This window comes from Streptomyces sp. NPDC101234 (assembly GCF_044767525.1).
Lineage (GTDB): Bacteria > Actinomycetota > Actinomycetes > Streptomycetales > Streptomycetaceae > Streptomyces > Streptomyces sasae.
On the sequence record NZ_JBIWOA010000001.1, the window covers coordinates 206,530 to 232,522 of the forward strand.

The following is a 25,993-nucleotide window of genomic DNA, read 5'->3' on the forward strand; positions in this document are numbered from 1 at the left end:
ATTCTCGCAGCCCCGTGCCTAGCGGATGTTCGGGTCGAAGGTGAAGATCACCAGTGAGCCCAGCAGGATGGTGAACACCGTGGCCGTGTAGAGCAGGCCCTTGAGCCACAGCCGGGTGTTCGCGCGCTCCGCGTAGTCGTTGATGATCGTGCGCAGGCCGTTCGCGCCGTGCAGCATCGCGAGCCACAGCATCAGCAGGTCCCAGACCTGCCAGAACGGGCTCGCCCAGCGGCCGGCCACGAACGCGAAGCCGATCTTCGACACGCCGCCGTCGAGCACCAGCTGGATCAGCAGGTGGCCGAGGACCAGGACGACCAGGACGACGCCGGACAGGCGCATGAACAGCCAGGCGGCCATCTCGAAGTTGCCGCGGGTGGAGCGCGGGGTCTTCTTGGTGCGCTTGCGCGGGGCCTCGATGAGGGGTGCCGGGTTGTCCACGTTGAAGAGCGGGGCGCCCTCGACGGGGCCGACGCCGGCGGCGGGGGTTTCAGTGGTCGACATCTGCGTCAGCTCCCGAACAGGACACGAGCGGCGTGGCCGAGAACGGGGTAGATGGCCCCGACCATGAGGACGACCCAGACACCGACGACCGTCCAGAGCATCTGCTTCTGGTAGCGCGGGCCCTTCGACCAGAAGTCGACGGCGATGACGCGCAGGCCGTTGAGGGCGTGGAAGAGGATGGCGGCCACGAGGCCGTACTCCAGCAGTGCGACGATCGGCGTCTTGTACGTGGCTACGACCTTGTCGTAGTCCTCGGGCGAGACGCGGACGAGAGCGGTGTCCAGCACGTGAACGAACAGGAAGAAGAAAATGAGGACGCCGGTGACTCGGTGAGCCACCCAGGACCACATTCCTTCCCGGCCGCGGTACAGCGTTCCAGCCGGCACGGAAGTCCCTCCGGGAGCGGGGTATCGGGGCCGCGCCGGCTTGTGCTGTCGGTCGGGCCCGGCCGGGTACGGTCCACCGGCCCCCAGCATCGTAGCGATGCGCTACCGATGGGCTTACGCCGGGCCTACCGGTGTGATCAAACTGGCACGCGTATGGGTTAGCCGTGCGGCATCTGGGGTGGGTTGTTCGGTTATTTGCCGGGTGCGGCGCCGTTTGGGCTGGTCGCGCCCCGCGGCGGAGCCGCTGATGGATGCTGCCCCGCGCCCCTCAGCAGGGACTCGAGCCGTCCCCTGGCCAGGCGCCGGAGTTGCTCCGCCGCGATGACCCGCTCTTCCTCCGGATCGTTTGTCAAACGTGATCGGATGCCTGCCAGGACGTGGTCCAGGGATTCGGCGGGCGGCGTGTCGCCCAGGTAGATGACGAAGACGTGGCCGAAGCGGGCCTCGTAGGTCGCGTGGGCCGCGCTCAGGGCCGTGTGGGCGGCCGGGTAGGTGCCCTCGGGCACCGGCGGCAGGCACTCGCCCGCCAGCGCCTCCGACAGGTCCCCCGGGGACAGGTCGTACGTCGCCTCGTCCGCCGCTGCCAGGAGGGAGGCCACGTCGGGGTAGGGACGGTGGTCCGTGATGCGACGGGACCAGCGCATGCTGTGCAGGCAGTGCAGGAGCAGGGCGCCGGCCTCGTCGGCGGGGGCGGCGTTGAACGCGTCCAGCGGGGTGGGGAGATGGGGCAGGCGGTGGGCGGGCAGCGTGGGTCCTCGCGTCACATGCGGTGTGGCAGGGAATGCTGTGAGAGATGTGTCGTTGACGTTATCGAGGACGTTCACGGCGTGTCCGTTGGTTGCTTGTTTTTCACCCGAACGGGAGAGTTTCGGAGCGGTTGGATGACGTCTGAGTGGGCGACGCGTCGTAGCGTGGCCGTGTGAGCCAGCACAGGCGTAGGCCTTCGGGACGGCAGATCGCACGGCGGCGGACGGTGGTCGCCGCCGCCGTCGTGGGGACCGTCGTGCTCGGTACGGGCATCGGCGTATGGGCCGCCACGGGCCACGGCGGCGGCGGGTCCACGGCCGAAGCCCCGCAGCAGCAGCCCTCCGGAAGCGGGCGGGCCGCCTCGTCCGCCGCCGGGGCCGGGACGCCGACCCCCACCCCCACGCGCAGCTATCCCCTCTCCCAGGCCCCGCTGACCATCCCCGCCGTTCGCTCCCACACCGCCGCCCGCGGGCCGGGCTGGCGCCCCGTTCAGGGCGAGCGCGTCGTGGTGAGCGACGCGGCGCTGGCCGACGAGGGGCGGCTGATAGCGGGAGAGCTGGGGCTGTCGTACGCCGGGCAGAAGGGCGCGAACGAGGACGTCAAGGCCGGTGATCTGCGCCTCGACCTCGGCGGCACGGGGGACCCGGAGTCGTACACCATGACCGTGCGCGGCGGGTCGGTGCGGATCAGCGGGCCCGGTGACGCGGGCGTCTTCTACGGCACCCGGACGTTGAAGCAGGAGGTGCACGGCGGCGGCAGCGCCCCGGAGGGGGTCGTGAAGGACCAGCCGGCCAAGCCGCAGCGCGGGTTCATGCTGGACATCGCGCGTAAGCCCTACACCGCCGGGTGGATCGAGGCCCGGATAAGGGAGCTGGGCGACCTGAAGTTCAACGAGTTCGGGCTGCACTTCTCCGACGACCAGGGGTTCCGGATCGAGTCCGGCACCCACCCGGAGATCGTCTCCAGGAACCATCTGAGCAAGGCTCAGGTGAGGCGGATCGTCGCCCTCGCGGCCGGCCGGCACATCCAGGTCGTGCCCGAGATCGACTCGCCCGGACACCTGGGCGCCGTCCTCGCCGCGCACCCGGAGCTGCAACTGCGCAATGCGCAGGGGGTCCCCACCAAGGGCGCCATCGACATCTCCAAGCCGGCGTCGGCGAAGATCGTCGACGATCTGCTGGGCGAGTACGCCGATGTCTTCCCCGGCTCCTACTGGAACCTCGGCGGCGACGAGTACCAGGCGCTGACCGTCGCGAACCCGCAGGCCTCCTACCCGCAGCTCGCGGCCGCCGCCCGGCAGAAGTACGGCTCCGGCGGCACCGTCGCCGACCTCACCACCGGGTGGCTCAACGCCCGCGCCGACACGGTCCGCGCCCGCGCCCGCACCATGCGGGCCTGGAACGACGGCTTCCTGCGGAGCAGTTCCGTGCAGCCCGCCAAGGACCTCCAGGTCGGCTACTGGACCGGCAAGGAGATCGGCGCCCGGAAGCCGGCGGAGTACCTGGGCGCGGGGCGGAAGGTCCTCAACTACAACGACGAGTTCCTCTACTACGTCCTCGGGGAGCCCAACACCTTCGTCTATCCGACCGGGCAGCGGATCTACCAGCTGTGGACCCCGCGGGTGCTGCGCGGCACCACGGCCGTGTCCTCGGCGTACGACTCCCGGATCCTCGGCGGGTCGTTCGCCGTCTGGAGCGACCTGGCCAACTCCCAGACCCAGGACCAGGTCGCGGCCGGCATCCGGATGCCGTTGCGGGCCACCGCCCAGAAGCTCTGGGACCCGCGCACCCCGTCGATGTCCTGGACCCGGTTCAAGACGCTCGCAGGCAAGCTGGGCTGATCCGCGACCGATCACCCGACGCATCAAGGGTGGACGTACGGCGCGGACGGGCCGTATGTTCCGCTTCCGCGCGCGGGCCAGGGGAGGGCGCCGTGCCCAACCGCATCCCGGGGGAACCGACTTGATCTGTGCCCGCTGCCATCACTTCGCCGCCGCGCCCGGCGCCACCCTGTGCCACCGCTGCCTGGGCGACTCGCCCGAGCCGGTCCCGCCCTTCGGCAGCACGCCGGGCCTGTGGCTGCGCTCGCCGGTGGGTCTCGGCTGGGCCACCGTCGTCCTGCTCGGGGTGGTCGTGGCCGCCGACCTGTTCTCCGTCTGGGCGGACTTCCTCCAGTACGACGCCACGGGGGCGCTGGCGGACGGCGAGACCGGCGCCGCCGCGTTCCGCCGGGCCGACCGCGCCGACCGGATGCTGGGCGTCGCCGGCGGTGCCCAGGTGGGTTCGCTGGTCGCCTGCGGGATCGTGTACCTGACCTGGTTCCAGCGGGTACGGGCCAACGCCCAGGTGTTCGACCCGCTCGGGCAGAGCAAGTCGCCGGGCTGGGCGATCGGCGGCTGGTTCGTGCCGGTCGTGAACCTCTGGTACCCGCGCCGGATCACCCTCGACATCTGGGACGCCAGCAGCCCCTGGGGCACGGCCCGTTCGCACACGCTGGTCAACGCCTGGTGGACGCTGTGGCTGGCCGCGCTGGTCGCCGACCCCCTCGCGACGCCCGGCGACGACGTGGAGGGCGCCGCCCGGCTCCGCGACGGCGCCCTGCAGCTGATCCTCTCGGACTCCCTCGACATCGCCGCCGCCGTCCTCGCGATCCTGGTCGTGGTGCGGCTGACCCGGATGCAGCACGAGAAGGCGATGGCGGGCGCCGCCCCGGCCGCGCTCTGACCCGTGCTCGCACACCCTCGCCGTACCGACCGCCGACCGTCGGCCCCGTCCCGTCGGTGTCATTGGCCGAAAACCCTTTCTTCACATTCCTTGATCTGCTGGGCGTAGTACCGCTGTGACGCTCCAGGTAGATTGCACGCAGTAGGGGGAAGTGCGGGCTCCGTAAGGGCGGCGGCCTGGTCTGTACCGGTTGTGGGAGGCGTGGGATGAGCCTGGTTGAGCTGATCGCTCAGGCCGATGAACGCGGGCTGGCCGCCAGCGGGTTGGCCTGTTTGGATCGGTGCGTGCCGCTGCTCGGCGGGGACGATCTGGTGCTGCGGCCGCTGTGGGCGAGCCTCGCCGACGGCTCCGACTGGAGCGAGGGGCTGGAGAAGGCACGCGGCGCTCTCGGTGCGTCCGGAGAGGCTTCCGGCGAGACCGACGAGGCCGAGGTGCTCGCCCGCCGGATGCTGGACGCCGCGCCCGCCTCGCAGGAGGGGGACGGCATCCGGCTGTGGGCCGACGCCTGTTCCGTCGCCTCACTCCGGATACACCGGCTGCTCGACCCCGCCGAGGACGCGGCGCCCTCGGTCGACACCCGCCGCGAGGGCGGCACCGACGGCATGTCCCCGCTGGTCGCCGCCGAACTGCGCCGCCAGGTCACCGTCCTCGAACTCCTCGCGGGACACGGCGCGGCGGGGCTGCGCCACGCACTGGACGTGTCCACCGAGGGCCGCCGGGTGCTGCGCGCGGTGGTCTCGCGCCGGGCCCGCGGCCGGTCGTGAGCCGGGCAGGAACCGGTCGTGAGCCGGGCAGGAACCGAGCGTGAGCCGGGCAGGAACCGAGCGTGAGCCGGGCAGGAACCGAGCGTGAGCCGGGCAGGAACCGGGCGTGAGTCGGGCGGCGAACCTGGGAGATTCCTGTGGGTGTCGTGCGGTGGAGCTGCGGCGGACTTGCGGGGGTCCTGCACCGGTTGCGGAAACGCCCCGATCCAGGGTGACGAAACGTGGGCTGACCTCGCTCTTCCCTATGTGACAGCCCACTACGTGACAGCACAGCAGCAGAGCAGGCCGCATGCCGCCGGGAAACCGGCCCGGTGGGCGGCGGACGCGGTGGCCATGATGCGCGAGGGCGCGCGGGTCCGGCTGGACTATTCGGCGCAGAGCCTGTGGCGCGTCGACCGGGTGATCGACGAGATACGCGGGGAGGGCGCGCCGTACAACGCGGTACGGGAGATGCTGCGCGGTCTCGGCGCCTACGCCGGCGAGGTGATCGTCCGTCAGACCGGCGCCGAGTGGTGGGCGTCCGGCGGCGACCACTGGATCCGCACCCCCGACGGCCGGCTCTGGGACCCGATCGAGGAGGCCCGGCGCTGTTACGAGGGCCAGGGCTCGCTGCGGCTGCTGTGCCGGGACGCCGTGGGTTAGCGAGGGGCCCGGGGCCGGAGGGTTGGCAAAAACCCCGCAATAGGAAACGCGGGCGTTCCCAAGCGGCGCGGGCGGGAGCACGATTGGCGCATGGCCGACAACCGACGCTGGTGGGCCCTGGTCGTCATCGCACTGGCCCAGCTGATGGTCGTGCTCGACATGACCATCGTCAATATCGCGCTCCCCTCCGCCCAGACCGCCCTGCACATGTCGGACGGCAACCGGCAGTGGGTCATCACCGCCTACACACTCGCCTTCGGCGGACTGCTGCTGCTCGGCGGCCGGATCGCCGACCTCGCCGGACGCAAGATCGCGTTCATGACCGGCCTGGTCGGCTTCGCGGCCGCCTCCGCGCTCGGCGGGGCCGCGGCCGACCAGGGGATGCTGTTCGGGGCGCGGGCGCTGCAGGGCGTCTTCGCCGCGCTGCTCGCCCCGGCCGCGCTGTCGCTGCTGGCGACGACGTTCACCGACCCCAAGGACCGCAGCAAGGCCTTCGGCATCTTCGGCGCCATCATCGGCGCCGGTGCCGCGGTCGGGCTGCTCGCGGGCGGCTTCCTCACCCAGTACCTGGACTGGCGCTGGTGCCTGTACGTCAACGTGCCGATCGCGCTGGCCGCCTTCGCCGGCGCCTGGGTGCTGCTGTCCGGCGGCGGCCGGCACCCCGACGCCCGCCTCGACGTACCCGGCGCGCTGCTCGGCTCGGCCGGGATGCTCGCCCTGGTCTACGGCTTCTCCGAGGCGGAGTCCCGGAGCTGGAGCGACTCCCTGGTCCTGACGCTGCTGTTCGGCGGGGTCGCGCTGCTCGGCCTCTTCGGGTTCTGGCAGACCCGCGCCCGGGTCCCGCTGCTCCCGATGACCGTCGTACGCGACCGGCAGCGCATCGGCGCCTTCCTCACCGTGCTGCTGACCACCATCGGCATGTTCGGCGTCTTCCTCTTCCTGACGTACTACATGCAACGCGTCCTCGGGTACTCGCCCGTGAAGACCGGCGTCGCCTATCTCCCCATCACCGTCGGCATGGTCACCGGCTCCACCCAGGTCGCCGCCCGGCTGCTGCACCGGGTCCCGCCCCGCCTGCTGATGGTCCCCGGGCTGCTGCTGGCGGCCGGGGCGCTGACGCTGATAGCCCAGGTCGGGGTCGAGCCCGCGTACGCCTCGCACATCCTGCCCGGCATGCTGATGCTCGGACTCGGCATGGGCACGGCGATGATGACCTCGGTCTCCCTGGCCACCGGCGGGGTCGCCCCGCGGGACTCGGGCGCGGCCTCGGCCACCTTCAACACCGCCCAGCAGGTGGGCGGTTCGATCGGTACGGCGCTGCTCAACACGATCGCCGCGAGCGTCACCACCCGGTACGCCACCGCCCATGCCGCGAGCATCCCGAACCGGGCGCTGCTCGAGGCGAAGGCCGCGGTGCACGGCTTCAACGTGGCCACCTGGTGGGCGATGGCCGCGCTGCTGCTGGCCGCGCTCGTCGCCGGAGTGGTCGTGAACGCGGACCGGGCGCCCGCCCCGCAAGCCGCGCAGGAACGGACGCCCGAACCGGTGGACTCGGCCACCTGAACCGCTCGGCCTACTTGATGTACACCAGGCCGTCCGTCGTGACCGTCGGGCGGCCGCTGGTGCCGACGACGACGATCTTCACGGTGTGCTTGGCACTGGACGACCAGGTCTTGGTCCAGATCGCCTGGCGGTAGGAGGTCGTCGTGGACTTCAGGTCGACGGTCGCGACCTTGGTGCCGTCGACGTACACGTACGCCTGCCCCGAGGTGGACGCCCTGCTGACCACCCAGGCGGCGGACCGGCCGGTGAAGGTCCAGCTCAGGCCGGCGCCCTTGGAGGTGCTGGAGTACGACTTGCCGCCCAGGTAGCTGGAGGACGAACGGGAGGTCCAGGTACCGGTCCTGGCGGCCGAGGTCTCCTGAAGGATCATCGGCGTGAAGGACGGGGACGAGGTACGGGTGTTGCCCGCGTAGTCGTACGCCTTCATCGACCAGACGGACGCGGCACCGGAGCCCGCGGTGCGGCTGGAGCTGGTCGTGGTCGGGCCGAAGGTGGCCGTCGTCGGGGTCAGCAGGCTCACCGACTTCAGGGCCGCGTTGTCGGCGGCCTTCCAGCCGAGGGTGACCGGGACGGCGGTGGTGCTGACGGTGCCGGTGCGCAGGGAGAGCGTCGGCGCGGTGCTGAAGGTGGGCGCGGTGGTGTCGGTGACGACGGTCAGCGCGGCGGTCGTCGTGGTCTTGCCCGACTGGTGCACGGCCCGTACGGCGACGGTGTGGCTGCCGGCGGTGAGCGTGGCGCCCACCGAGGTGGCCGTACCGGCGGCGGTGGCGACGGCCTTGCCGTCCACCAGCAGCTCGAACTTCGAGATCAGCGAACCGGGCGTGGTGGTCGACCACTTCGCCGTGATCGCACCCTTGGTGTAGTACGTCGAGCCGGACAGGGCCGCGCCCGACAGCGAGGTGAGCTTCAGACCCTGCACCGGGCCGGACGCCCAGGCGCGGATCGTCGGCAGCTGGGGGTAGAGCGAGTTGCCGGGGCACTGGGTGTTGTAGCCGTCACGGTGACCGGAGATCCGGTTGAAGGTGTACGAACTGCCGGCGGTGAAGCTGGTGCCGAAGAAGTTCTTCTGCGTCGCGCCCGCCTTGAGCTGCACGGTCGTGGCCGGGTCGGCGCCGTACTGGCCGAGCTTCCAGGCCGCGATCCGGGCGACCGAGGCCAGGGCCGCGTCCGTGGCGCCGATGGTGGTGTAGTCACCGAGCACCGCGATACCGGCCGCCTCCCGGTTCCAGCCGTAGGTGTGCGCGCCGAGCACGGGCAGGCCGACACCGCCCTTGCGGCCCTCGAAGATCGTGCCGCACTTGTCGACCAGGAAGTTGTAGCCGATGTCGTTCCAGCCGCTGACCTGCGTGTGGTACGCGTAGATGCCCCGTACGAGCGCGGCGGAGTCGGCGCAGGTGTAGTCGTTCGTCCCGTCCGAGTGGTGGACGAAGACGGCCTTCACGTCCGCGTTGTAGTCCGACGGGTCCGGGCTCAGCGACTCGTCGGCGCCCCAGCCGGCGCGCGAGACGATCGGCGGTTCGGGCACGGTGGACGGCGGTGCGGTGGGCGTGGCGGAGGCCGACGGGCTCGCGGAGGCGCTGTCCGTCGGTGTGACGGACACGGAGTCGCTCGGGGACGGCGAGTCGGTGGCGGTCACGGACTCGCTGGGCGACGAGGAGTCGGTGGGCGGAACGGAGTCGGACGGGGCGGCCGGGTCGGACAGGGAGACCGAGTCGTCGGGCGACGTGGCGTCCGTCGGCGACGGGCTGTCGCTCGCGGTGCCGTCCGCCACGAACGCGGCCGGCTCCGCCCTGGTCTCCGCGGCGGTCGCCACCCCGGGGTCGACCAGGTTCACCTGGAGCCCCTTGGGCAGCCCGGAGCTGGTGGAGCCGTCCTGGTGGACTACCTGGACCTGGACGCCGTCGGAGGGACCGACCCACAGCGGCTCGGACGCGCCGCGCGCGTCGGGGCCGGCCTCGGGGTCCACCAGCGGGTCGGTCGCCTCCAGGTCGTGCCAGCCGGACCACTCGCCGGTCCCGACGCTCCGGGTGCGCACCTGGGCCGTGCCGTGCAGCCGGTTCGTCGCCCCCGTCCAGGAGACGCCGAGCATCGAGAACCGTTCGGTGTCCGTGCGCGGCAGCTCCCGCCCGCCGTTCGTGGCGCCCTTCAGCGTCAGGTCGTAGACCTTCACCGGCCGCTTGGCCTGTCCGCCGGCCTTGTGGCCGGCGGCCGGGTCGGCGACGGCGTACGTCACCACACCCCCGCCGCCGAGAACCACCGCGCCGAGCGTCAGCCACGCCCGTCGCTTCATGCTCAGCGGACTGTACGCACGCTTCCCGCGTGGACTCACTCGTCCCCACCCCTAGAAAAAAGGCCATGACTGTCACACCTGACACGCCTGTCGCACAGGTGACTCTTAGACACAGCGTCCGGTCCTGACCAAACGTCACTCGCCACCGGCCGCCGCCGTGATCCGGACCGCTGTGACACTTCTGTGAGGGCGGACGCTGGTGATCGTGGGGGCCGCGCACACAACCGGACGTGCGCACGGCACCGGTTCGGGTTCGGCAGAGCCCGATTCGCACTCGGTACGAACGAGGAACGTGTTGGGCCAAGGAGGGGAAACCCGCCGCGTGCAGGCGTACGACGGCGAGCTGGGAGCAGCCGTGGCGCGAGCCCAGGAAGGCGACGAGGCCGCTTTCGCGGTCGCCTACCGGTTGGTGCAGCCCGGTCTGCTCGGCTATGTCCGCGGGATCGTCGGTGACGACGCCGAGGACGTGGCCTCCGACGCCTGGCTGGAGATAGCCAGGGACCTGGGCCGGTTCAAGGGCGACGGCGCCGGGTTCCGGGGCTGGACGGCGACCATCGCCCGGCACCGGGCCCTGGACCATCTGCGCCGGCTCAAGGTGCGGCCCCGGGCGTCCGCCCTGGAACAGGACCTGCTGGAACTGCCCGGCGCGCACAGCACGTACGACCAGGCGCTGGAGTCCCTCTCCACGGAGCGGGCCCTGGAACTGGTCCGCTCGCTGCCCCGGGACCAGGCCGAGGCGGTGCTGCTGCGCGTGGTGGTGGGCCTGGACGGTCCCGCCGCCGCCCGGGTCCTCGGCAAGCGCCCGGGCGCGGTGCGTACGGCAGCCCACCGCGGGCTGAAGGGCCTGGCCCGGCGGCTGGGTGTCACAGGTGTGACGCAGGAGGACCCCCGGACGCTGGGGGAATCGAAATGAACGCCAACGACGGCATGAACGTCAAGGGCGGCAGGGGCGGCCCCGGCGAACGGCCGTCGGACAGGGATGGACAGGGACATGGGTGAACGGCGAAGCGACGACGCCGGCCGCGGCCGGCGGCACGTGCGCCCCGACGGCCATGTGCCCGGCCCCGGGGCCGACCCCGCCGGTCCGGCGCTGGAGGTACTGCTCGCCGCCGCCATCCGCGACCACGGCATCGACGCCGAGGGCGAGCGGCGGGCGGTGGCCGCGTTCCGGACCGCCCGGGACACCGGTGAGCACCGGGCGCGGACCCGGCGCAGGGACGACTGGCGGCCGCGCGAACAGCGGCGCACCCACCGCTCGGTGAAGGCGACCGTGACGATGGCCCTGGCGAGCCTCACCCTCGGCGGGGTCGCGGTCGCGGCGATCGGGTCGGTGCACTCCTCCGGCGGCGGCCACGACGACGCCCGACGGGCCGGCTCCGCGCCCACCGCCCCCGGCACCTCCGCCGGCCGGCCGGCCACCGACGCCCCCGGCACGCCCGGCCGCACCGACCCGTCCGAGCGCCCGTCGACCGCCCAGGACACCGAGGCCCACTGCCGGGCCTACGAGAAGGTCAAGGGCAACGGCAAGGCGCTGGACTCGACCGCCTGGCAGCGGCTGATCCGGGCCGCGGGCGGCGAGACGAACGTAACCGCGTACTGCGCCGACCTGCTGTCGCAGACGACGACTTCCACCAAGAAGCCAGGCAATTCCGGCAACAACACGAAGAAGCCCGAAGAAACCGGCAAATCCAGCAAGGGCAAGTCCGCGAGCGGCAAGGGCGGCTGACCCCGCGCATCGGGGGCGCGGCGCGTACCATGCCGCTGCACCGACCAAGTGCGAACCGGGGAACGGGGGAACGGGTGGAAGACCAACGGCGCCGCCCTGATTCGGCGGACCTCGCCGTCGCCGGATGCGGATGGCTTCTGTTCGTGGCCGTCATCGCCATGCCCGGACTCATCGTGAACGACGGGCCGCTGACCGCGTACATGGCCGTCGTGGGCGGGGTGATCGGCCTTCTCTGGGTGCGCAGGAAGTTGCGCCGCTGACCAGGAACCGAAGCAACGGCCGAGGCCGCCACCCCCCACAGGAGAGGCCCCGGCCGTCGCGCGGCACGGGCCGCGCGGCGGCCCGTACTCTGTTCAGCGCCATGAGTGCGTTTTCTGTCACACCCCAGGGCGTCACGAGTCAGTTGCGCTTTGTACGGACGTGGACGGGGAACGGATTGAGCACGTAACGTGCAGTTCGCGCCGGGGCGCGGACGACGCATGACCACCGCAACGATCCGCGGTCCCGAACACCGCAATCATCAATTGAGGAACCACGACGGCGAGAACCACGACCGCGAGAGCGGCGCCGGTTTAGGCGCAGAGTAGGTATCGGGTGCTGGGGGACGACGCGGAGTTGACCGCCGCGGTGCGTGCGGCACAGGACGGGGACGAGATCGCGTTCCGCATCGTCTACCGCGCTGTCCAGCCACGCCTGCTCGGATACGTCCGAACGTTGGTCGGTGACCCGGACGCCGAGGACGTCGCCTCCGAGGCCTGGCTGCAGATCGCCCGGGACCTCGACCGGTTCGAAGGCGACGCGGACCGGTTCCGCGGCTGGGCGGCCCGGATCGCCCGCAATCGCGCCCTCGACCACATACGGATGCGCGGCCGCCGCCCCGCGATCGGCGGCGACGAGACGGAACTGACCGGCCGGGCCGCCGAGTCCGACACCGCGGGCGAGGCCATCGAGGCGCTCACCACCGACTCCACCCTCTCCCTCATCGCCCGGCTGCCGCAGGACCAGGCCGAGGCCGTCGTCCTCAGGGTCGTCGTGGGCCTGGACGCCAAGACCGCCGCCGAGACCCTCGGCAAACGCGCCGGCGCCGTCCGGACGGCAGCCCACCGGGGCCTGAAGAAACTCGCGGAACTGCTCGGCGCCGACCCGGAGAAGGCGGACGTCCTCGACGCGCTTCCGCCCCAGCGAGAACCGGATGGTCGTGCGGTGACGTCCGCCAGTGTGACGCATACGCGTTCGCGGACGCAGAAGGACATGTGATGGCCGACGAGCAGTACAAGTGGCTGGACCGGGCGACGGCGGAACGTCTGCTGCGCGGTGAGTCGCTCGGAGCCGTCGATCCCTCCGCCCGTGACCAGGCAGAACGCCTCGGCAAGGCGCTCGGTGCGCTTTCCGCGCAGAGCGCCCCCGCCGCCGTCGAACTCCCCGGCGAGGAAGCGGCGCTGGCTGCCTTCCGCAAAGCGCGCGAATCCGCCGAGGACGAGCGGACCGCGATGGCGGGGCGGCGGGGGAGGGCCGGGCGGAGTGCCGACGCGGGCCTCGTCCGCATCGGTGCCGGCTCCGTGCCGCCGCGTGCCTCCCGCTGGGCCCGCCCCGCACGGTTCGGCCTCGCCGCCGCGCTGGCCGCCGGCATGCTCGGCGGGGTCGCGGTCGCCGCCGGCACCGGAGTCCTGCCGACGCCGTTCGGCGGCGACCGCCCCGGACCCGCCGCCTCCGTCTCGGCCGCCCGTACCCCCGGACTCCCGCAGGGCTCGGCCTCGCCCGAGTCCCTGCTCGGCGGCGAGACCGGCACCCCCACCTCCGGTACGACGTCCGACGGCTCCGGGCAGCCCTCGCCCGACCCGTCCGGCAGGTCGAAGGAGAAGGGCACCGGATCGGACGGCGGTACCGGGAACGCATGGCGCCGTGCGCTGGCGTCCTGCCGTGCCGTCCAGCACGGCAAGTCCCTGGGCGCGGACCGCAGACGCGCCCTGGAGGGGCTCGCGGGCGGTGCCGGGCGGGTGGACAGGTTCTGCCGGACCGTCCTCGCCGCCGGCAAGGACGGCAAGGACGGCGGCTACGGCGACGGCAAGGGCAGCGTCGGCGGGCAGGGCGGCAACGACGGTTGGAACGGCGGCCAGGGCGACGGCAACGGCCAGGGCGGCGACGGCCGGAGCGGGAGCGGTTCCGGAAGCGGTTCCGGAAGCGGTTCCGGGAGCGACGAGGGCAACGGCGGGGGCAACGACCACCACGAGGACGGCACCGCCTCACCCGCCCCGACGGGCTTCGCACCCCTGCTGCCGAGCCGGTCGGTGGCGACCCCCGACCCGACGTACAGCGCACTCTGACCTTTACGAACCGCTCTGACCTGCGGTTTTGTAACTCGCTGAAATTTTTTCCCGCAGGGTGTGACGTTTTCGGCGGCAGTGGCGCAGTACTGAGTGAGCCGACTGGTCATCGGCCGTAGCACAGAGCCGGGGTTCCCCCCGTACCCGTGGCTCGTGCGTTGGCGCGGGCGGGACACGTTCCCCCGGTCCCGCCCGCGCCCCAAACGTCCCGAGCCGTTCGCTCACCAGTAGACGACGACCTTGTCGCCGTTCCGCACCTGGGCGAACAGATCCGCGATCGCCGCCTCGTCCCGCACGTTGACGCACCCGTGCGAACCACCCGCATAGCCCCGGGCCGCGAAGTCGTACGAGTAGTGCACCGCCTGGCCGCCGCTGAAGAACATCGCGTACGGCATCGGGGAGTGGTAGAGCGTCGACACGTGGTGCCGTGACTTCCAGTAGATGTGGAACACACCCTCACGGGTCGGGGTGTACTGCGCCCCGAACCGCACCGACATCGTCGACACCGTCCGCCCGTCGATCATCCAGCGCAGTGTCCGGCTGGTCTTGCTGATGCACAGCACCCGGCCGGTCAGGCACCGGGGGTCGGGCGCGGCGGCCGGCTGACCGCCCATCAGGTACAGCTCCCACTTCCCCGGCCGGTGCGTCATCCGCACCAGCCGCCGCCAGGTCACGGCGTCGGTCTCACCCGTCCGCGGGAGTCCGCGCTTGCCCTGGAAGCCCTTGACGGCCTCGGCGGTGAGGTCGTCGTACGTCCCCGTCGGCCCGTCGAACAGCCAGTCGGCCTGACGCAGCCGGGCCTGGAGTTCACGGACACCGGTGCCGGTGTCGCCCCGGGTGAAGACGATGTGCGGCGGGGTGGTCTCGACGGCGGACGGGGTCGAGGCCGGGGCGGGGGTGCTGCCGGGTGTCGTACCGGGCGCCTTGCCGGGCGTTCGGCTGTGCGGCAGCTCGATATGGACGGGGGAGTTCCCCTTGCCGTCCGCCGGCTGCGCGGTGCATCCGCACAGCACCGCCAGTACGGCGGCCGAGGCGAACGCGACACCGGGCCGCCCGACGATCCCTGAGAACCCCGTCACCTTCATGCCGAGGATGCTTCCCCGCGTGACCGCCGTCGAACAAGGGGGCATGGTGGGGAGTGACAGACGTACCGGCCTACTGGCGTACTGCGGAGGTCACCCATCATGGTCCGTGAGTCGGAGTCCGGACTGCCCGTCGACCCGGTCTACGGCCCCTCGGCCCTCGCGGGCTGGGACCCGGCCGAGCGGCTCGGCGACCCGGGGTCGTACCCCTTCACCAGGGGTGTCTACCCGACGATGTACACCGGCCGCCCCTGGACGATGCGCCAGTACGCCGGCTTCGGTACGGCGACGGAGTCCAACGCCCGCTACCGGCAGCTGATCGCCCACGGCACCACGGGCCTGTCCGTCGCCTTCGACCTGCCCACCCAGATGGGCCACGACTCCGACGCGCCCCTCGCGCACGGCGAGGTCGGCAAGGTGGGCGTGGCGATCGACTCGATCGACGACATGCGGGTGCTGTTCGACGGGATTCCGCTCGACAAGGTCTCCACGTCGATGACGATCAACGCCCCGGCGGCCGTGCTGTTGCTGCTGTACCAGCTGGTGGCGGAGGAGCAGGGGGTGGCCGCCGACCGGCTGACCGGGACGGTCCAGAACGACATCCTGAAGGAGTACATCGCGCGGGGGACGTACATCTACCCGCCGAAGCCCTCCCTGCGCCTCGTCGCGGACACCTTCAGGTACTGCCGGGCCGAGATCCCGAGGTGGAACACCATCTCCATCTCCGGGTACCACATGGCCGAGGCCGGGGCGTCCCCCGCGCAGGAGATCGCCTTCACCCTCGCGGACGGCATCGCGTACGTACGGACGGCGGTCGCGGCCGGCATGGGCGTCGACGAGTTCGCACCCCGGCTGTCCTTCTTCTTCGTGGCCCGTACGACGCTGCTGGAGGAGGTCGCCAAGTTCCGCGCGGCGCGCCGGATCTGGGCCCGGGTGATGCGGGAGGAGTTCGGGGCGCGGGACCCGAGGTCGCTGATGCTCCGCTTCCACACGCAGACCGCAGGGGTGCAGCTGACGGCCCAGCAGCCGGAGGTGAACCTGGTCCGGGTGGCGGTGCAGGCCCTGGCCGCGGTCCTCGGCGGCACCCAGTCGCTGCACACCAACTCCTTCGACGAGGCGATCGCCCTGCCCACGGACCGGAGCGCGCGGCTGGCGCTGCGCACCCAGCAGGTCCTGGCCCACGAGACCGATGTGACGGCGACGGTGGATCCCTTCGCCGGTTCGTACGCGGTGGAGCGGATGACGGACGACGTGGAGGGCGCCGCCGTCGCGCTGATGCGGAAGGTCGAGGACCTGGGCGGCGCGGTGGCGGCGATCGAGCACGGCTTCCAGAAGGCCGAGATCGAACGCAACGCCTACCGCATCGCCCAGGAGACGGACGCCGGCGACCGGGTGGTGGTCGGCGTCAACCGCTTCCGGCTCGACGAGGAGGAGCCGTACGAGCCGCTCCGCGTCGACCCGGCCATCGAGGCCCAGCAGGTGGCACGTCTCGCGCGGCTGCGCGCCGACCGGGACGGGCCGGCCGTCGACGCGGCCCTCGCCGCCCTGCGGAAGGCCGCCGGGGGCGAGGACAACGTCCTGCCCCCGATGAAGGAGGCGCTGCGGGCCCGGGCGACGGTGGGGGAGGTGTGCAACGCGCTGCGGGAGGTGTGGGGTGTGTACGTCCCGACTGACGCCTTCTGACCCGCGACGGGGGCATTGTCGGACGTCCGTGCGAGACTTCTTCACATGTTCGGCGTCATCGATCTCCCCACCTATCTGGCAGGACTCGTCCTGATCGTCCTGCTGCCCGGCCCCAACTCCCTCTATGTGCTGTCCGTCGCAGCCCGGCAGGGCGTACGGGCCGGTTACACCGCCGCCGCCGGCGTGTGGTGCGGGGACACCGTGCTGATGACGCTGTCCGCGGCCGGGGTGGCCTCGCTGCTGAAGGCCAACGCCGTGCTGTTCGGGATCGTGAAGTACGCGGGCGCCGGCTATCTGACCTGGCTGGCGATAGGCATGCTGCGGGCTGCCTGGGGGATGTGGCGGACGCGGAAGGAGCGGACGGCGGAGCAGCCGGCGCCGGTCGCCGCCGCCCAGGAGCGGCCGTACCGCCGGGCCCTGTTGATCAGCCTCTTCAACCCCAAGGCGATCCTGTTCTTCGTCGCCTTCTTCGTGCAGTTCGTCGACCCGGGGTACGCCTATCCGGCCCTGTCCTTCGTCGTCCTCGGCGCCTTCGCCCAGCTGGCCAGCTTCCTCTACCTGACCGCCCTGATATTCAGCGGCACCAGGCTGGCCGACGCGTTCCGCCGCCGGAAGCGGATGTCGGCGACGGCCACTTCGGCGGCGGGGGTGCTGTTCCTCGGTTTCGCGGTGAAGCTGACGCTGGCCAGCGCCTGAGCGCTCACAGGTGTTCGGTGAGCCGCTCGGCGGCCCAACCGGCCCATTCCTCTGAGGTCGTGGAGCCGCGCAGGCCGTATTCGAGCATGAGCCAGCCGCAGATCTGGACCGGGTCCCCGACCCATTCGGCGTTGTCCCGGATGGACTCCAGGGCGGTGACCCGCTCCCGGTTCACCTGCGCGAACTTCTCCAGGTAGTCGACGCCTTCCTCGCGGCTGAGGATCCACAGGAAGAAGACACGGAGCAGGGCCGCGCTGCGGAAGGCGAGGTCGAGACCGGGCTCGGTGAGCCAGCGGCGCAGTTCCGCGCGCCCCGCGTCGGTGATGCCGTACTCGCGGCGGTGGCGCGCGCCGGTCCCGGTGACCTCGATCAGACCGTTCTCGCTGAGCTTGGCCAACTCGCCGTAGACCTGGCTCTTCTGGGCGGGCCACACCATGGCCAGCCCCGTGTCGAACCTCTTGAGCAGGTCGTATCCACTGGCGGGCTGCTCGGCCAGGAGGCCGAGGAGGGCGTGGGGCAAGCTCATGGCCTCACCCTACCGTTCCGGAATTCACCCGTCACTGCTGGACAGAGCAAGATCGACCGGTCAGACTTGGACAGTCCAATATTGGACTCTAGTGTCTTGTGGACTCTCGCTTTTCCGTCGCGCAGAAGGAAGCAACAGAAGATGGTCGAGGCGAACCGGCCGGTGACTCCGGAGCGGTTGATTTACTTCTCGGACGCGGTGGTGGCCATCGCGATCACCCTGCTGGCCCTGGAACTGCCGGTCCCCGGCGAAGGCGTGCACGGCAACAGCGGCGTACTGCACTTCCTGCACGAACATCTCGCGGAATACGTCGCGTTCCTCGTCAGCTTCGCCGCCATCGCCATCCACTGGCTGATCCACCAGCGCCTGTTCCGGTACGCGACCGGACTCTCGGGCGGTGCCATCCGGTGGAACCTGCTGTGGCTGCTCGCGATCGTCGTGACGCCGTTCACCACGAAGCTGCTGACCAGCGAGGCCGACGCGTTCCAGGTCCAGTTCATCGTGTACGCGGCCAACCAGGTCCTGACCGGCCTGTTCTTCCGGCTGGCCTTCGCGGACCTGCGCAGGTCCGGGCTGCTGCGCACCGACGAAGCGCCGGAGGCCGTGTCGGACACGCTGGGCTGGCTGACCGCGATGATCGTGACGTTCCTGGTCTCGATACCCGTCGCCTTCGTCACGCACTGGGCGTCCCTGTGCTGGGCGCTGCTGCCGGCGGTGCGGGCCGGACTGCGCCTTCTGCAGCGAGGGCCGCGGACCGTCACCGCGTGATCCGCGCGTCCTACGCGCCGCCGAGGGCCCCGGTGCGCTCCGCGTACCTGCGCACCCCCTCGGCGGTCTCGCCCGCCCAGCCGACATAGCCGTCCGGGCGGACCAGGAACACTCCGGGGCCGTACGACTCCGGGGCCGGGAGCCGGCGTACCGGGTCCGGGACGCCGTCGACCGGGTCCGGGGCCAGCAGGGTCCAGTGCGGGCCCCGGAACGCGTCGAACATCCGCACCCCGTCCGCGTTGCGCCCGTCGGGCGCGCGGTCGCCCGCCCGCACCCGCCCCGGGTCCGCCCGGGTCTCCTCCGCCAGCGAGGAGTCCCGGTAGCCGAGGCCGAGCTGGACCGTCGCCTCGCCGCGCCGGACCTCGCCCCGGTGTACGCCCGTCGAGAGGTCCAGCATGGCGGCGGCGTTGGCGCGCCGCTCCTCCTCGTAGGTGTCGAGGAGTCCGTCCGGGGCGCTGCCGTCGAGCACCGCGCCCAGTTTCCAGCCCAGGTTGTAGGCGTCCTGGATGCTGGTGTTGAGGCCCTGGCCGCCGGCCGGGGAGTGGACATGGGCCGCGTCCCCGGCCAGGAGGACCCGCCCCACCCGGAAGCGGTCGGCCAGGGCGGCCCGGGTGCGGAAGTCGGAGGCCCAGCGCAGCTCGGTGACATCCGCCGCGTCGAGGTGGGAGTACGTCGTCACCAGCCGCCGTATCCCGTCCAGGGACAGGTCGGGGACCGTGCCCTGTGGCAGCTTCGCCGCCAGTTGGAAGTCCTCGGTGCCGGCCAGCGGGCACAGCGCCACGCCGTTCCCGTCGGCGCCGGCGAAGGTGTGCCAGTGCTCCCGGTCCAGGCCTCGCACCCGCAGGTCGGCCACCAGGAAGGGGCTCGGGTCGACCGGCTCGCCGGTCATGCCGACGCCCACCGCACGCCGTACCGTCGACCGCCCCCCGTCCGCCGCCACCACATACCGCGCGCGGGCCGTCGTACCGTCGGTGAAGCGGACCGTCACGCCGTCCGCGTCCTGCTCCAGATCCTTCACGCCGCGCCCGAACCCGACCCGGCCGCCCAGCTCCCGCAGCCGCGCGTACAGCACCTCCTGCGTCCGCCACTGCGCGACCATCAGCGGATCCGTGTACGGCGTGCCCTCGTCCCCCGTCACCTCGTCGAACATCGGCTCCGTCCCGACCCGTTCGCCGTTCTTCCAGAGCAGCCGGGGCGGGTAGGGGCCGCCGGCCGCGCGGATCGCGTCGCGCACCCCGAGGTCGTCGAAGACCTCCTGGGTGCGGGGCTGGATCCCCTTGCCGCGCGAGCCGGGGAACAGCTTCTCGCCCGCCTCCACGACCAGCGCTTCCACTCCGCGCCGGGCCAGGTCGATGCCGAGGGTGAGTCCGGTCGGGCCGGCGCCCACGATCAGTACATCCATCACAAATCTCCTTAACGCTGTTAAGTGCCGTCGATGACAAGGCTGCCCTTAACGCTGTTAAGCTGTCAAGTGTGAGTACGGAACGACGCGCGCCCCTCGACCGCCGGCGGGTCGCCGACACGGCCCTGCGCCTGCTGAACGAGGCCGGGCTGGAGGGGCTGACCCTCCGGGCCATCGCCAGGGAGCTGGACGTCAAGGCCCCGGCCCTCTACTGGCACTTCAAGGACAAACAGGCGCTGCTCGACGAGATGGCGACCGAGATGTACCGCCGGATGGTCGCGGGCGCGGAACTCGATCCCGCCGACACCTGGCAGGACCGGCTGCGCAAGGTGAACCGGGGACTGCGTACGGCCCTGCTCGGCTACCGCGACGGCGCCAAGGTCTTCAGCGGCTCACGCTTCACGAGCATGGATCACGCTGCCGAGCAGGAGGCGAACCTGCGCGTCCTGACGGAGGCGGGCCTCACCCTCGCCCAGGCGGCGGCAGCGGGCCGCACCACGCACGCCTACACCATCGGCTTCGTGACCGAGGAACAGGGCGTCGTACCCCTCCCGGGAGAACGCCGGGAGGGGTACGACGTCGAGGAACGCGCCCGCCTGCTGGCCGACTTCCCCCTGGCGGCGGCAGCAGGCCGGGAGATCTTCACCGACTACGACCGCCACTTCGAGGAGGGCCTGGAGATCGTGATCGCAGGCATCGGGTCGCGCTACGAGAAGGCCTGAGGGCAGCGCGCCCCAAGGGGGCGCTGGGGGTGCCCCCGGCCGAAGGCTGGGGGAGGAACTGCGCGATCAACCACGACGATCCCGCAGCCGCCCACGGACGGATCGAGGCACCCCCGAATGCGTTACCGCATCGCCCTCCGAAGAGCCCGCGTAAGCACCGGCGGCATCAGGTCCACGGCGACCCGCCGCACCCGACTCCGCCGCCGCGGCACCGAGGGCGTCACCGGAGCCGGCGTCTCCACCGCAGGTGCCGGTACCGGGGCCGGCTCCTCCGGCACGTCCGCGTAGCGGGACGGCGGGAACTCCGGCGCCCGCATCCCCCTCGACTTCAGCCGTATGATCCGGTGCCCCGCCGCCTCCTGCGTGCTCAGATCGCAGTCGGTCCGCCCCTGCACCATCTCCAGCAGCGCCTCCTGGACCGGGCCCGCGTCGCCCCAGGTGCCGTACAGCTTCTGGGTGCTGATGCATATCGGGTTCAGGCCGCGGTTGAGGACGGCCTCCCAGGTCGCTATGGAGACGCCGGGCGTGTGCTCGGAGCGGAAGTCGTCGAGGACCACGATCCCCTCGGGCAGGAGCAGGTCGTGCGCGGCCCCTATGTCGCCGTGCACGTGCTCGTACAGGTGCGAGGCGTCGACGTGCACGAACCGGCAGGAGCCGGGCGCGACTTCGGAGGAGACCACCGAACTGGGGCCCTGCAGCACCCGGGGCAGCTCGTCGTGGAAGGCGAGGTAGTTCTCCTCGAAGATGCGCCGGGTGAGCTTGCTGTACGACTTCGTCGACTCGGCCCGGTTCGCGTCGTCCGGGGCGTCACCCTCGAAGAGGTCGCACACCGTGTACTTCTCGCCGGGGTGCAGGTGTCTGCCGGTGAAGATCGCGCTCTTGCCCATGTAGACCCCGACTTCCAGCAGGTCGCCCTGCATGCCGGCGGCCTCCTGGCGGTTCAGGAACCAGTCGAAGAGCAACTGGTCGAGCACCGGGAACCAGCCGGGGACGTCGTCGAGACGGCGGGGCGGTCGGGTCGTTTCCTGGGTGGTGATGGCCATGCGGAGGAGGCACTCCCTCGATACGCGATACGGCTGTCTGTGGAATCCCTGCGGAAAGCCTGTGTACGGGCAAGGTTCTAAGGTGCCTGCCCGCCGTGCCACTCCGAAACCCATCCAGAGATGAACGACGGGCCAACATCCAGGGGTTAATGAGAAGTGAATTCCGGCCGAATCAAGCGTTCTTCGACGTCACGCGTATTTCAGTGCCCTCTTCAGGCGCGGACCGAAAGGTTTCTCCACGAACCGGTGGATCAGCCAGGCCAGGCCGAGCATCCCGAGCACCGTCACCGCGAGCGTCGGCCACGGCGGCAGTCCCCATGCGCGGTGCAGCACCCGGATCACGAACCAGCCCAGGTGCTCATGGACCAGATAGAAGGGGTATGTCAGTGCCCCGGCCGTGGTCAGCCACGGCCAGTTCGCCCGGTGCGTCCAGCCCGCCGCGACCGCCGCGACGGCGGCGAAGGCGAGGGTGACGACGAGCATCACGACATACGGGTCACGGGGCGCGTCCGCCCGCCACAGCCCCTGGGTGGCCATGTGCAGTCCGAGGATCCAGGAGAGCGCCACGATGCCCCAGGGCAGCAGCCGGCCGCCGAAGCAGTGGACGAGATAGAGGGCCAGACCGCCGATGAAGTAGGGGGCGTACCCGGGCATGACGACCAGTTCGGTCCAGGGGCCGCCGGCCGCGGTGGACAGGACGGCGGCCAGGGTCCACACCGAGCAGAACAGCACCACCCTGCGATAGGTGACGCCCGGCAGGACGACCGTCAGCGCGAACAGGGCGTAGAAGCGCACCTCGACCCAGAGGGTCCAGCAGACGCCGAGGACGCGGGGCACGCCCATCGGCTGCTGCAGCATCGTCAGGTTGACCAGGAACTCGTCTGTCCGCACCGCGTGCACGACCGCGGGCAGGACCAGGGACGCGCCGGTGACCAGCAACAGCGCGACCCAGTAGGCGGGGTAGAGGCGGGCGACCCGGGAGCGGAAGAAGTCGCCGAGGGGGCGGCCCCAACTGCTCATGCAGATCACGAAACCGCTGATGACGAAGAAGAACTCGACGCCGAGACAGCCATAGACGGCCGCCCCGGACAGGGTCGGGAAGACGAGGCCGGGGTTCTGGTGCCAGGACGCGGAGACGACTCCGCCGCGGCCGGCGTAGTGGTAGAGGCAGACCATCAGCGCGGCGACGAGCCGCAGTCCGTCGAGGGCGAGAAGCCGGGTGTGCGGCCGTCCGGGTGGGGCCGGGACGGCGGCGGTCTTCGCGGGCGGGGACGCCAGCGTGGGGGATGCGAGTGACATGGTGCGGCACGCCTACCCGCACCCGGGCCGCTAATCATCCGATCAGCCTGGACATCGCCGGTACGAAGGAGGCGCACCACCGTCACCTGGGCGAATCACCGCAGCCGTGTGGTCGGCGGCTCCGACGGTTCTTGTGACGGCGGCGCACTGTTCACCCGGAGGACGCGACGGTGACAGCCCGCCGGCGGCGCGGCGACGAGCCGTCGGCGATCCGGACTGTTCCCAAGTCCCCGGTGCGAAGGCGGCCCTTGGGGCCGGCCCGACGGGCTGCCCGGGTGACCGGTACGGCCGTGACGGGTGTGGTCGGACCGTCACGGCCGTACCGGTGGCCTCACACCGCGCTCATTCGGACTTCAGCAGCCGGGCGGAGCGGTTGGCGAGGTCGATGCGGATCGCCTCCTTGCGGGCGATCTGCCGTATCGCCTTGCCCCGTGCGCCGATGTTCCCGGCCACCCGGGAGATCTCCGACCACACCCGGCCCCGCTCGCCGCCCGCGATCGCGGCGGCGGACAGCAGCCGGAACGCCTCGTCGGTGTCACCGCGCGAGGCACGGATCTCGGCCATGCCGATGAGCACGTCCACCGGCTGCCGGCGGCGCAGGATCTCCGTGCCCACCCGCAGCGCCTCGTCCTGCCGTCCCGCGGCGAAATGCCGGGTGAAGTCCTCGGCGAGGTACTTGGCGTGCCGGGAGAGCACCGCGGAGAACGGCCCTTCGGCGTACGACGTCTCGTCGTCCGGCTCCTGTCCCGGGGCCTCGGCGGGCAGGGTCCGCGCCATGTCGTCGGGGCCCGCCAGGTTCAGGGCCGTCGTCATCCGGGCGGTGAAGGCGGAGATGTCGAACAGTTCCTCGACGTCCCGGTACTCCTCCTCCGACACCTCCTCGTCGAGGACGTGCCGCAGCGCGTCCAGCGCCGCCTCGGGCGTGTACTCGGCGAAGGAGCGGTAGCCGGACACCCCCTCCAGCACCTCACGGGAGCCCACCCGGTGGTAGGTGACCGTCCGCAGCCGCTGCTGGACCGCCTCGACCACCGACAGCGGCATCGGGTCGTCGACGCTGGACAGGAAGAACACGTCGGAGGCGGCGAGTTCCTCGCGCACCCGGTCGCGGGAGAGCGCTCCCATCCACTCGACGCGGTCCGACAGCAGTGTCGAGGCGCCGATCCGCCAGGTCTTGTGGCCGATCCACGCGAACCGCCACGGCAGGCCCTGCGCGTACGCGAGTTCCGCGACCCGCGAGAAGAGGTCGAGGCCCTTGCGGTCCTGCATCGAGCCGACCATCACGATCCGCGGCCGCTCACCGGGCGTCTGCCGGGCCCGGGCGCGGTGGGTGTCCAGCGGCACGGTGTTGTAGACGACGACCGGGTCGCTCACACCGAGCTGCCGGAACATGTCGGCCTGGGCGGTGGAGACGCACAGCACCGTCATCTTGGGCAGCACCTGGAGCATCTCGGCGTGCCGCAGCGCGTGCTGCTCGCCCTCGAAGTTCATGACGTACTCGGTCTCGTGGGCGTACAGCACCACGGAGCGGCCCAGGGCGTGCAGCGCCTGCGTCAGCTCGTTGGCGAGCGGCGAGCGCCAGAACGGGGCGAGGCTGTTGATCAGGACGACCTCGGCGTCCTCCAGGTCGGCCAGGACGTCCTCGGTGCGCGAGTAGACACCGAGGTCGAAGTAGCGGATGTCGACCGGGCTCTGGGCGAGCAGCGCCTGGGTGTAGGTGAGCACGGGGATCGCCACGCCGGTGACGTAGGAGAAGCCCAGGCCGAGGACGGCCAGTGAACGCGGCCGGTTCAGCCGTCCCTCGACGGCGCGCAGGGCGCGCTCGGCCCGCGGGACGTGGGCCCGCGGTCCGCCCTCCGGGGCCGACCAGCGGGGCGCGGCCCGCTCGACGGGGACCTCGGCCTCCTCGATCCGGCGCAGCACGCGGGAGGGGACGTCGTCGTGGAAGGTGAGGAAGTGCTCGACGGGCTCGCCGTGGGCGTTGGGCGTGAACTTGCCCGTGCGCTGCAGTTCGGCGGCGACGTCGACGAGTTCGCCGACCGTGCCGACGTTGCGCAGCAGCGGGTGGTTGACCGTCGGGAAGACGATGTTCAGCGCCGGCGGACTGAACAGGATCAGCGGTGTGCCCGCCCGCAGCGTCTGCAGGTAGGTGGTGGAGAAGAAGGTGATCGCGAGGTCGTAGCCGTCGAGGGTCTCGGCCTCAAGGAGCGCGCTCTCGTCGAGCACGGTCACGTCGGGCAGCGTCTGCAGCCATTCGAGGTGGCCGCGGAGCGTGGAGGGGTGCGGCTTGATCTCCACCTCGCCGAAGGCGGTGAGCGCCGCGCACAGTTCGGTGAGCGCCTCGCGGTGGTCGTTCTTGGAGAGCTTGCGCTGGTCGCTGAGCGGCTGGTCGAGGACGACGATGCGCAGCGGCTCACCGGGGCGCTTGGCGTGCCGGTGGGTGGTGGAGCGGGCCGCCCGCAGCAGCTGCGGGTCGTCGCTGTGGCCGAGTGCGCCGGTGATGTGGACGGGTGCGTCGCTGTCCGCCGAGCGGAACATCAGGTGGTGGGCCGTCGCCGGTCCCCACACGCAGACGGCGGCGGGGGAGGAGGAGCCGTAGTACCAGTTCTGGTCGCGCAGGCCCGGGTCGGTCTTCTTGAAGTGGAAGTCCAGATGCCCGTCCTGGACGAGGACCAGCGGGAGCGTGCCGCCCAGCTCGCCGGCGACCCGGCGGCCGCGCTGCGACTGGTCGTTGAAGAACACCAGCCGGTCGATGCGCTCCTGGTCGGTGAAGGCGTGGATGCGGTGGCCGACCTCCTCCAGGAACTCCGCACCGCTGAGCGCCTCGTCGACCTGGAACAGGTTGTGCACCTTCAGGCTGTCGAAACGGGCCGCCGCCTCCTGCTCGATCCATCCGGCGACATCGCCGTCCCGGTCCGCCGTGACCAGGTGGAAGGAGTGGGCTTCGGCTCCGGGTGCCCGCATGATCTCCGAGGCGAGGCCGACACCGTTGCGGTTCTCGACAAACACAGCGATACGCATGGACGCAATCAATCCTCACTGGGTTCAATCACAGTTTCTTACCGTGATCACACCCGTTCCTTCTTGTGAGTGAATGAAATACGACCTT

24 protein-coding genes are annotated in these 25,993 nt (G+C 71.3%); 14 read left to right on the plus strand and 10 right to left on the minus strand.

What is annotated here, in order from left to right:
* Positions 1 to 18: 18 nt before the first annotated feature.
* The 3 genes from ACIRR9_RS00980 to ACIRR9_RS00990 all read right to left on the minus strand — a co-directional run bounded on the left by ACIRR9_RS00980 (position 19) and on the right by ACIRR9_RS00990 (position 1,651).
* Positions 19 to 501, minus strand: a complete 483-nt coding sequence (locus ACIRR9_RS00980; protein ID WP_384561478.1) for a succinate dehydrogenase hydrophobic membrane anchor subunit — start codon at positions 499 to 501, stop codon at positions 19 to 21.
* 5 nt (positions 502 to 506) lie between these two features.
* The gene (gene sdhC / locus ACIRR9_RS00985; protein WP_362312441.1) at positions 507 to 887 is read right to left on the minus strand and encodes a succinate dehydrogenase, cytochrome b556 subunit; all 381 of its coding nucleotides are present in this window, start codon (positions 885 to 887) and stop codon (positions 507 to 509) included.
* A gap of 191 nt (positions 888 to 1,078) precedes the next feature.
* On the minus strand, positions 1,079 to 1,651 hold the full coding sequence (locus ACIRR9_RS00990; RefSeq protein ID WP_403746180.1) for a 2-oxo-4-hydroxy-4-carboxy-5-ureidoimidazoline decarboxylase: 573 nt from the start codon (positions 1,649 to 1,651) through the stop codon (positions 1,079 to 1,081).
* 155 nt (positions 1,652 to 1,806) lie between these two features.
* Here ACIRR9_RS00990 and ACIRR9_RS00995 point away from each other — a divergent pair, with 155 nt between their 5' ends.
* The 5 genes from ACIRR9_RS00995 to ACIRR9_RS01015 all read left to right on the plus strand — a co-directional run bounded on the left by ACIRR9_RS00995 (position 1,807) and on the right by ACIRR9_RS01015 (position 7,326).
* A complete protein-coding gene (locus tag ACIRR9_RS00995) occupies positions 1,807 to 3,474 on the plus strand; it encodes a glycoside hydrolase family 20 protein (RefSeq protein ID WP_403746183.1) in 1,668 nt (555 codons plus the stop codon).
* A 121-nt stretch (positions 3,475 to 3,595) separates the two neighbouring features.
* A complete protein-coding gene (locus ACIRR9_RS01000) occupies positions 3,596 to 4,357 on the plus strand; it encodes a DUF4328 domain-containing protein (protein ID WP_403746186.1) in 762 nt (253 codons plus the stop codon).
* Positions 4,358 to 4,563: 206 nt separating this feature from the next.
* Positions 4,564 to 5,121, plus strand: a complete 558-nt coding sequence (locus ACIRR9_RS01005) for a hypothetical protein (protein WP_403746188.1) — start codon at positions 4,564 to 4,566, stop codon at positions 5,119 to 5,121.
* Positions 5,122 to 5,382: 261 nt separating this feature from the next.
* Positions 5,383 to 5,763 (plus strand): hypothetical protein, encoded by a 381-nt coding sequence (locus tag ACIRR9_RS01010; RefSeq protein WP_403746191.1) that lies wholly within the window; start codon positions 5,383 to 5,385, stop codon positions 5,761 to 5,763.
* A 90-nt stretch (positions 5,764 to 5,853) separates the two neighbouring features.
* Positions 5,854 to 7,326, plus strand: a complete 1,473-nt coding sequence (locus ACIRR9_RS01015) for a DHA2 family efflux MFS transporter permease subunit (protein ID WP_403746193.1) — start codon at positions 5,854 to 5,856, stop codon at positions 7,324 to 7,326.
* 10 nt (positions 7,327 to 7,336) lie between these two features.
* Here the strand turns inward: ACIRR9_RS01015 and ACIRR9_RS01020 are convergent, their stop codons facing one another.
* Positions 7,337 to 9,616: an N-acetylmuramoyl-L-alanine amidase gene (locus tag ACIRR9_RS01020; RefSeq protein WP_403746195.1), complete on the minus strand. Its 2,280-nt coding sequence runs from the start codon at positions 9,614 to 9,616 to the stop codon at positions 7,337 to 7,339.
* 295 nt (positions 9,617 to 9,911) lie between these two features.
* Here ACIRR9_RS01020 and ACIRR9_RS01025 point away from each other — a divergent pair, with 295 nt between their 5' ends.
* The 5 genes from ACIRR9_RS01025 (at position 9,912) to ACIRR9_RS01045 (ending at position 13,666) form a co-directional block, all read left to right on the plus strand.
* Complete coding sequence (locus ACIRR9_RS01025) at positions 9,912 to 10,529, plus strand: RNA polymerase sigma factor (RefSeq protein ID WP_365336726.1); 618 nt, start codon at positions 9,912 to 9,914, stop codon at positions 10,527 to 10,529.
* Between the two features lie 78 nt (positions 10,530 to 10,607).
* Positions 10,608 to 11,342 carry a hypothetical protein gene (locus tag ACIRR9_RS01030; protein WP_403746197.1) on the plus strand — a complete coding sequence of 245 codons (735 nt, stop codon included), beginning with the start codon at positions 10,608 to 10,610 and terminating at the stop codon, positions 11,340 to 11,342.
* Between the two features lie 74 nt (positions 11,343 to 11,416).
* Positions 11,417 to 11,602, plus strand: a complete 186-nt coding sequence (locus ACIRR9_RS01035; protein ID WP_403746199.1) for a hypothetical protein — start codon at positions 11,417 to 11,419, stop codon at positions 11,600 to 11,602.
* Between the two features lie 334 nt (positions 11,603 to 11,936).
* Entirely contained in the window at positions 11,937 to 12,599 is a 663-nt protein-coding gene (locus ACIRR9_RS01040; protein ID WP_123974636.1) for an RNA polymerase sigma factor, read from the plus strand.
* Positions 12,599 to 13,666 carry a hypothetical protein gene (locus ACIRR9_RS01045; protein ID WP_403746201.1) on the plus strand — a complete coding sequence of 356 codons (1,068 nt, stop codon included), beginning with the start codon at positions 12,599 to 12,601 and terminating at the stop codon, positions 13,664 to 13,666. The genes ACIRR9_RS01040 and ACIRR9_RS01045 overlap by 1 nt, the downstream gene beginning before the upstream one ends.
* 221 nt (positions 13,667 to 13,887) lie before the next feature.
* Here the strand turns inward: ACIRR9_RS01045 and ACIRR9_RS01050 are convergent, their stop codons facing one another.
* Positions 13,888 to 14,751, minus strand: coding sequence for a L,D-transpeptidase family protein (locus ACIRR9_RS01050; protein ID WP_403746204.1), 864 nt, complete (start codon positions 14,749 to 14,751; stop codon positions 13,888 to 13,890).
* A gap of 99 nt (positions 14,752 to 14,850) precedes the next feature.
* On the opposite strand from ACIRR9_RS01050, the gene ACIRR9_RS01055 reads away from it, so the two are divergent.
* Positions 14,851 to 16,431 (plus strand): methylmalonyl-CoA mutase, encoded by a 1,581-nt coding sequence (locus ACIRR9_RS01055; protein WP_384561508.1) that lies wholly within the window; start codon positions 14,851 to 14,853, stop codon positions 16,429 to 16,431.
* 45 nt (positions 16,432 to 16,476) lie between these two features.
* Positions 16,477 to 17,127, plus strand: coding sequence for a leucine efflux protein LeuE (gene leuE / locus ACIRR9_RS01060; protein ID WP_403746208.1), 651 nt, complete (start codon positions 16,477 to 16,479; stop codon positions 17,125 to 17,127).
* Between the two features lie 4 nt (positions 17,128 to 17,131).
* Here leuE and ACIRR9_RS01065 read toward each other — a convergent pair whose 3' ends face one another.
* Positions 17,132 to 17,653 (minus strand): PadR family transcriptional regulator, encoded by a 522-nt coding sequence (locus ACIRR9_RS01065; protein ID WP_403746210.1) that lies wholly within the window; start codon positions 17,651 to 17,653, stop codon positions 17,132 to 17,134.
* A gap of 141 nt (positions 17,654 to 17,794) precedes the next feature.
* Here ACIRR9_RS01065 and ACIRR9_RS01070 point away from each other — a divergent pair, with 141 nt between their 5' ends.
* Positions 17,795 to 18,421 carry a TMEM175 family protein gene (locus tag ACIRR9_RS01070; RefSeq protein WP_403746213.1) on the plus strand — a complete coding sequence of 209 codons (627 nt, stop codon included), beginning with the start codon at positions 17,795 to 17,797 and terminating at the stop codon, positions 18,419 to 18,421.
* 10 nt (positions 18,422 to 18,431) lie between these two features.
* Here ACIRR9_RS01070 and ACIRR9_RS01075 read toward each other — a convergent pair whose 3' ends face one another.
* The gene (locus tag ACIRR9_RS01075) at positions 18,432 to 19,823 is read right to left on the minus strand and encodes an FAD-dependent monooxygenase (RefSeq protein WP_403746216.1); all 1,392 of its coding nucleotides are present in this window, start codon (positions 19,821 to 19,823) and stop codon (positions 18,432 to 18,434) included.
* Positions 19,824 to 19,894: 71 nt separating this feature from the next.
* On the opposite strand from ACIRR9_RS01075, the gene ACIRR9_RS01080 reads away from it, so the two are divergent.
* Entirely contained in the window at positions 19,895 to 20,545 is a 651-nt protein-coding gene (locus tag ACIRR9_RS01080; protein WP_403746218.1) for a TetR/AcrR family transcriptional regulator C-terminal domain-containing protein, read from the plus strand.
* Positions 20,546 to 20,667: 122 nt separating this feature from the next.
* On the opposite strand, the gene ACIRR9_RS01085 is transcribed toward ACIRR9_RS01080, so the two are convergent.
* The 3 genes from ACIRR9_RS01085 to ACIRR9_RS01095 all read right to left on the minus strand — a co-directional run bounded on the left by ACIRR9_RS01085 (position 20,668) and on the right by ACIRR9_RS01095 (position 25,905).
* Positions 20,668 to 21,588: a class I SAM-dependent methyltransferase gene (locus tag ACIRR9_RS01085; protein WP_403746220.1), complete on the minus strand. Its 921-nt coding sequence runs from the start codon at positions 21,586 to 21,588 to the stop codon at positions 20,668 to 20,670.
* A 189-nt stretch (positions 21,589 to 21,777) separates the two neighbouring features.
* Positions 21,778 to 22,887 (minus strand): acyltransferase family protein, encoded by a 1,110-nt coding sequence (locus ACIRR9_RS01090; protein ID WP_403746221.1) that lies wholly within the window; start codon positions 22,885 to 22,887, stop codon positions 21,778 to 21,780.
* A 342-nt stretch (positions 22,888 to 23,229) separates the two neighbouring features.
* Positions 23,230 to 25,905: a glycosyltransferase gene (locus tag ACIRR9_RS01095; protein ID WP_403746224.1), complete on the minus strand. Its 2,676-nt coding sequence runs from the start codon at positions 25,903 to 25,905 to the stop codon at positions 23,230 to 23,232.
* Positions 25,906 to 25,993 lie beyond the last annotated feature (88 nt).